This window comes from Paenibacillus sp. MAHUQ-63, assembly GCF_028765165.1.
Classification (GTDB): Bacteria; Bacillota; Bacilli; order Paenibacillales; family NBRC-103111; genus Paenibacillus_E.
This window is the reverse complement of sequence record NZ_JARADB010000002.1, coordinates 1,230,754-1,237,047: the sequence shown is the minus strand read 5'-3', so window position 1 is coordinate 1,237,047 and position 6,294 is coordinate 1,230,754. Positions and strand designations below refer to the sequence as shown.

Here is a 6,294-nt window from a genome sequence, read left to right as displayed (position 1 = left end):
CCAGGGCGGCTATTTGCCGATTTCAGCGTGATTTCCGCTGAATATCGGGCAAATAAGGCCTCTCATGTCCGTTAGCGCCGCGACGCGGCGAAGAGCACGGCTTTAACGGCCGTGGTGTCCGTTAGAATCTGACACGCGGGCAGCAGCTTGCTCGCGGTGGTAGCTTTGGCTAGTCCGCCGATGGCGAGGCGGCGAGCTCATGGAGGTGTCCTGTGGCGCTAACGGACACAGCGGACGCTATTCGGCTGGAATAGGCCGAATTGGATTTCTAACGGACACCAGGGCGGCTATTTGCCGATTTCAGCGTGATTTCCGCTGAATATCGGGCAAATAAGGCCTCTCATGTCCGTTAGCGCCGCGACGCGGCGAAGAGCACGGCTTTAACGGCCGTGGTGTCCGTTAGAATCAGAACGCGAGCAGCAGCTTGCTCGCGGTGGTAGTTGTGGCTAGTCGCCGATGGCGAACTATCAACCATGGCAGTCCAAGTGGCAGTTACTACTGCACTTGACAGTGGAAGCTACTCCAGTGTCAGCATTGGCAGTTACTATAGCGGTTGGCAGCAGCGGTTAGCAGTAGCAGTTACTCTTGTCGTTGTTTGTGGTCGTTCCTTTAGCGGTTGGCAGTAGCAGTAACTCTCGTCGTTGCTTGTAGCCACTCCTTTAGCGGTTGGCAGTAGCAGTTACTCTTGTCGTTGTTTGTATCCGTTCCTTTAGCGGGTGGCACCAGTGGCCGTAGTAACACCTTCTTCCTGTAACGCTCGCTCAGCCCCTCCCTGCGACAGACGCAAAAAAGGATGCCCAAGGGCATCCTTTTTTTGCTGCGTACAGCGTTACCGACAGCCATTCGCGTTATTCATCAATAAGCGGCAGGCGCTTGCGTTTCGCCTGAACAACGAGATATAGGCTCGTGAGCACTGCGCCGATCGAACCGCATATGATGTCCGTCATCGTATCCAGCAAGCTGTTGTTCTGCGAATGAAGTCCGAACAGGTGATCCGTCGTGAACTCATATATTTCCCAAACGCCGGCCATCGCCACGGAAAAGAACAAACAGAGCCAAATCGCCACTTTTGCGCTGAGCGTTACCGTCTTGTTCTCTTTATCGCTTGCTTTTTCGTAAATGAGCAAACCTATGAAACATAAGATGACCCCCGAGAAGAGGTGCTCGAATTTGTCCAAGTACGGGATCACACTGTAGAAGCCAAACTCGTTTGCCATAAACATCGCAATAAATATGAAAAGCAGCACACAAAATCGCAGCGCGGCAAACATCGTCGTTTTCGTTAGTCGCACCACGAGCCTGATTAGGAGCAGCACGGCGGTAATCAAGACGGCCTGCCACACTTTCGGCATATTGCCCTTGATCAGAAAATACACGAAACACACTGCAGCGAGCACATACAGCGCCAGCTCGAAGAGATCGTTGCCCCTGCTTTTCCCCAAAGCCTTCCCCATCGTCATTCACCTTCTTCACCATGGAAATTGTTATTATTTCGTATGTAAATACTATATTATACCCAAATACTTGAGTGTCATACGGTTGAAAAGAGATGTTTTGTGCAAAGCAAAAAGGCCGCCCAACCGGCCATTCAAGCCAATCGGGCAAGCCCCGTCTTCCATTTTCCATTTAGTTGAAATGCATATACGTCAGCATGCGCTGCAGCATCACAGCCGCCTCAGCACGCGTCGCGTTGTTCTGAGGCGCAAATGTGCTCGCCGTCATGCCTTCGACGATGCCTGCTTGCAGCGCCTCGGAAATCGCAGCTTTGGCGTAGCCGCTGATGGAGCCGCTGTCCTCGAAGCGCGCCAGCGCCGCATCCACCGCAACCGCACCACCTTCCGCCGCTTGCTCGGCCAAGCCTGCCGCTCGCAGAGCGCGCACAATCATCACCGCCATCTCCTCGCGCGTAATGCTTGCATCCGGTTTAAAGGCATGTGCCTCATCGCCTTCGACAATCCCCGCAGCCGAGGCGGCACCTACGGCACCCGCATACCAGGCTGTGCCGGATACATCGGCGAAGCTGCCGTTAACTTTGGCCGCCAGCCCGATCGCTCTCGTAACCAAAGCGGCAAACTCCGCTCTCGTAATCGCAGCATCCGGTATAAACCGGTCATCTCCAGCACCATGGACAAGGAACTTGGAAGCGAGCTGCTCCACTTGCTTGCGAGCCCAATGTCCGCTGAGATCGGATTGCTCGTTCACAATCAAGACCGGAATTCGTCCTGCACCGGCGCTATCCGTTGTCTCGTGACCTCTCAGCTCAATGACGCCAGTCGTTTCCGCCTTCATTACGAGCCCGATGATGGACTTGCCGGCTTTCTGATTATCCATAATATAATCGGTCAGGTTAAATTGAATGCCGCTAGAAGCGTTCGGGATTTGAATGGTGTCGATCGAGTCCGTCAAATTCAAGAACTTGCTTCTCCATGTCATCGTCGTCTCCGACCAATCGCTCGCCGCTTGCAGCGGATGAAGGCCATAAACGCTGAGCTCCATCTGCTCGGAGGAGGAGGCTTGAAACGCCAGCTCCACCTCCATCCCTGGCGTTAAGACGGGTATTCCCGAAATATCGTACTTCATGTACGTGTATGCCGAAGTTCCGTCATCTTGCAGACCTACCCGCATGATATCCGCAGCTCCGCCATCATCGGCATGTTGGTGGTAATTGACGGTATCGGCCGCAATGATTTTGCTATTCAAATAGTAGCCGTTGGAATAGACCGTTACATCTTGTTGAGGTTTGATTGGCGTTCCTGTCGTGCCTGCAGCGCTGATATCTGCCGGCAGGCCGAGCAAAGAACTTGCCGTTAAGGTAATCGCCATCATGAAGCTTACTGCTTGTTTCATCATGCTTGCTTTTCCTCCGTTTCGTATACCTGCTGTTGTGAACGTTTTCAAAATAACAGCCCTTGCCCACCTCCTCTTTGACTTAAGTCCACTTTTGGAAATATACACCAGCACTCACGATCCATTATCGGACACAACCGGCAGGCTTGCCTATGAACAAAAGCTACAATTGCATTGACATTATGAAAAATAACTGGATTCTCACGTCTGTAAAAAGCGTAAACGCATTGATGATTTCGGCAAGAATCGTTATAACCAAAGACTGCCGTTGACGGGGAGATACCTGAAATTATATGGTAGAACACAGATACATCCATGTAAGAGGAGGAAGCACGTTGACTGAGCAACCTATGGAAGCCGCTTCCAATACACAGCGAAATCACCTGCAGGCAGACTGCGAGCGCTGCTTCGGCTTGTGCTGTGTCGCCCTGCCGTTCGCCGCTTCCGTCGATTTCGCCGTCGATAAATCGGCCGGACATCCTTGCCCGAATCTGGAGGCTGACTACCGCTGCGGCGTTCATCGCGAATTAAGAAACATCGGCTACCGGGGCTGTACGGTGTATGATTGCTTCGGCGCTGGACAGCATGTCGCGCAGGTGACTTACGGAGGACGGGATTGGCGGCAAGTCCCGGATTCTGCGAAAGAAATGTTCGACGTAATCCCGGTTATGCGGCAGCTTCACGAGCTGCTGTGGTATTTGACCGAAGCGCTGGAGCTGGAGCTCACCCAGCCGATTCACGAAGCGCTTCGCGCCGTGTTGCGTGAGACCGAGAGCCTCACACTGCTGAAGCCCGAAGCGCTTATCCAGCTCGATATGCCCGCACACCGGGCCAAAGTGAACGAGCTGCTGCTTCAAGCCAGCGAGCTTGTGCGGGCAAGCGCTCCCCGTCCTATGAAGAGCGGGAAAGGCCGGTCTAAGGCTATCGGCAGAGGCGCGGATCTGATCGGGGCCAATCTCAAAGGCGCTGACCTGCGGGGGTCTCTGCTCAGGGGCGCATATCTGATCGCCGCCGATCTCAGCGGAGCCGACATGCGTGCGGCTGATCTCATTGGCGCTGATCTGCGGGATGCCAACCTGAGCGGAGCTGACTTGACGAGCGCCCTGTTCGTTACGCAGTTCCAGATCAATGCCGCCAAGGGCGATGCGCTGACGAAGCTGCCGCCACGTCTGAGCCGGCCGACGCATTGGCGCGCTTAATAAGGAAAACCACCGCAGAGACGGTGGTTTTCTTGTTTTCATGCAAAAAAAAACAGCTCAAAACGATACGTTTTGAACTGTTCGCTATTCATTATTTCCGCTCTATAAGTGCCCAATCCGAATCGGTATAATTGCCCATGTACCAGAAAGAAACGCCTTTAAGACCATAAAATTGAGCAAGCCATATTTTCTTCTCGATGCTGGCTGTATCTTCATAATAAATATCATGACTTCCCCGTTCATCCTGGAAGCCGATCTCCCGGAGGAAATAAGGCACATTCATCCACTGGCTGATTCCCGGTGACGCAAGCCGCTGCTCGACGGATGCAATATCGGGCAGATACGTTTGGGTGACGCCGCCGGCAGTCAGCCACTGGTTCGCTTGCTTGGATATACCGAGCACCAGCTTATCTTTCGGAACGGCGAGCAGCGTTCGCTTCACGGCATCGCCGACAAGCGGCAGCGGCGCAGACGGCAGCTTGCTGTCGTCATGCGTAAAATCATAAGCCATGAGAATGACGGTGTCCGCCAGCGCGCCGATACCCTGCAAATCATAGCCTTTGTAATAATAGTCCGGCGGCACGGCCACGGTTAGTTTAGCAGCTGGGACCGCCTTCTTCAATGCTTGAAGTAAACGGACATAATCCGGAGCGCTGGATGAATCCTTCAACCCTTCCAAGTCCATCGTAACGCCGGTAAAGCCGTACCTGGCATCCTTCAGAACCGCTTCCAAAGAACTCAGGAAAGCTTCCTGGGCGGGGGTATCCTTCAAGAACTCTTGCAGATCGGATTTGCCGTAGTAAACCATTAAGTCCTTATCTACGCCCGACGCATTCGCCGTTTGAACGGCTTCCTCCCAACCGGAAGGGAGCTTGTACTCCGTCTCCGTCATACTCAGTTGTGCCTTGCCAGGCGCCGTGTAGGCCAAATTGGACCAGCCGAACGTCACCTTGTCGAGCAGCGGCATCCGGTCAAGAGCCGGGTACGAACGAATCGCATAGAATCCGGTTTTCTCTATTTCACGGTTCGCTGTTTGTTGCTCAATCAACCGGTACACGATGGCCGCCGCTTCCTTGCGCGTTAGCGACTGCTGCGGATGGAATCCCGTCTCGTCGCCTTCCATCACGCCTTGATTGACGGCATAGTAAGCATACCCTCGGAGCGTTTCGGTGAAAGCCGGACCGTCGATAAATTGCCGCTTGCCTTGTTCATCCTGCCATCCTTGCGCCATCCACCGGTCACGAGCTTCTTGAGGCAGCCGGTCCAGCAGCGACTTCCCGACGATTGTGGCAACTTCTTCGCGCGTGATCACCTTCTCCGGATTGAACAAGCCATGCTCATTGACCAGGAAATCGATCCATTTCCGTTCAAATGCAGCGGTAACGAAGGGATACGACCATCTTCCCTTCTCCACATCCGGGATGGGCGCCGTCCCGACGCCCGATGAATCGACGCCGACTTGCTCGGCGGTCACCAACAATTTAATGAACGCCTCACGAGTCAGCTGTCCGTCCGGTTTATACGTTAAATCCGAGTATCCATCGATAATCCCGATCGCCGAGAGAGAATACACCTCATTGCGAAACCAGTCTTGGTCCGTCACATCGGTGAACGGCTTGAGCTGCACATCGTATGCATAAGCGGTGCCTGAGGAAGCCAACACAAGCAGCGCCGCGGTTTGAACTGCCTTTTTAAATACTGACAACTGAAATCTCTCCTCTCTGTCTCATTAATGAGACGCACGGGGAAAGAAATAGTTGCTTCCCTTACGAGATCCAATTGTTCTCATGCAGATGATCGAATATGATTTGAACCACGCGCGAAACACGGTCCCGGTCTTTATACGACAGCCATTCCAGCTCTTCGATCTCCGAAGCCGCATTCGGCTTGCCGTCCAGCTCGGCGGCGTAGCAAGTCATTTTCACGACAATGCCTTCGGCCTTCCCGTCCGCCTGCGCTTCGAAATTGCCGACATGAACGGCTGTCTCCGGTTTCACCCGTACGGCCAGCTCCTCCTCGATTTCTCTGACCAGCGTCTCGACGTCCGTTTCCCCAGGCTCCCGCTTGCCCCCCGGTAAATAATACAGCTCTTTGCCCTTGGAACGCGTTCCGAGGATTTGTCCGTTCTCAATGTAAATCAGTGCGATTTTATCAATGAATGTTGTCATGACGGTTTGTTCTCCTTCTTTTTTCGCAAAGCTTGAAACTCTGCTTACTGACAAACGTAATAAAACAATACCAAACTAAA

General features: G+C 53.4%; 5 protein-coding genes. 1 reads left to right on the top strand and 4 read right to left on the bottom strand.

The annotated features are described in order from the left end of the window. Window positions 1–848: 848 nt before the first annotated feature. Together PUT07_RS13890 and PUT07_RS13885 are read right to left on the bottom strand one after the other, a co-directional pair. Window positions 849–1,454, bottom strand: coding sequence for a hypothetical protein (locus tag PUT07_RS13890; protein WP_274468699.1), 606 nt, complete (start codon window positions 1,452–1,454; stop codon window positions 849–851). Window positions 1,455–1,626: 172 nt separating this feature from the next. Continuing rightward, on the bottom strand, window positions 1,627–2,850 hold the full coding sequence (locus PUT07_RS13885; protein ID WP_274468698.1) for an S-layer homology domain-containing protein: 1,224 nt from the start codon (window positions 2,848–2,850) through the stop codon (window positions 1,627–1,629). Between the two features lie 347 nt (window positions 2,851–3,197). On the opposite strand from PUT07_RS13885, the gene PUT07_RS13880 reads away from it, so the two are divergent. Further along, window positions 3,198–4,046, top strand: a complete 849-nt coding sequence (locus PUT07_RS13880; protein ID WP_274469319.1) for a pentapeptide repeat-containing protein — start codon at window positions 3,198–3,200, stop codon at window positions 4,044–4,046. A 91-nt stretch (window positions 4,047–4,137) separates the two neighbouring features. On the opposite strand, the gene PUT07_RS13875 is transcribed toward PUT07_RS13880, so the two are convergent. After that, complete coding sequence (locus PUT07_RS13875; RefSeq protein ID WP_274468696.1) at window positions 4,138–5,751, bottom strand: glycosyl hydrolase family 18 protein; 1,614 nt, start codon at window positions 5,749–5,751, stop codon at window positions 4,138–4,140. 61 nt (window positions 5,752–5,812) lie between these two features. Beyond that, window positions 5,813–6,214, bottom strand: a complete 402-nt coding sequence (locus PUT07_RS13870) for an NUDIX hydrolase (protein ID WP_274468695.1) — start codon at window positions 6,212–6,214, stop codon at window positions 5,813–5,815. Window positions 6,215–6,294 lie beyond the last annotated feature (80 nt).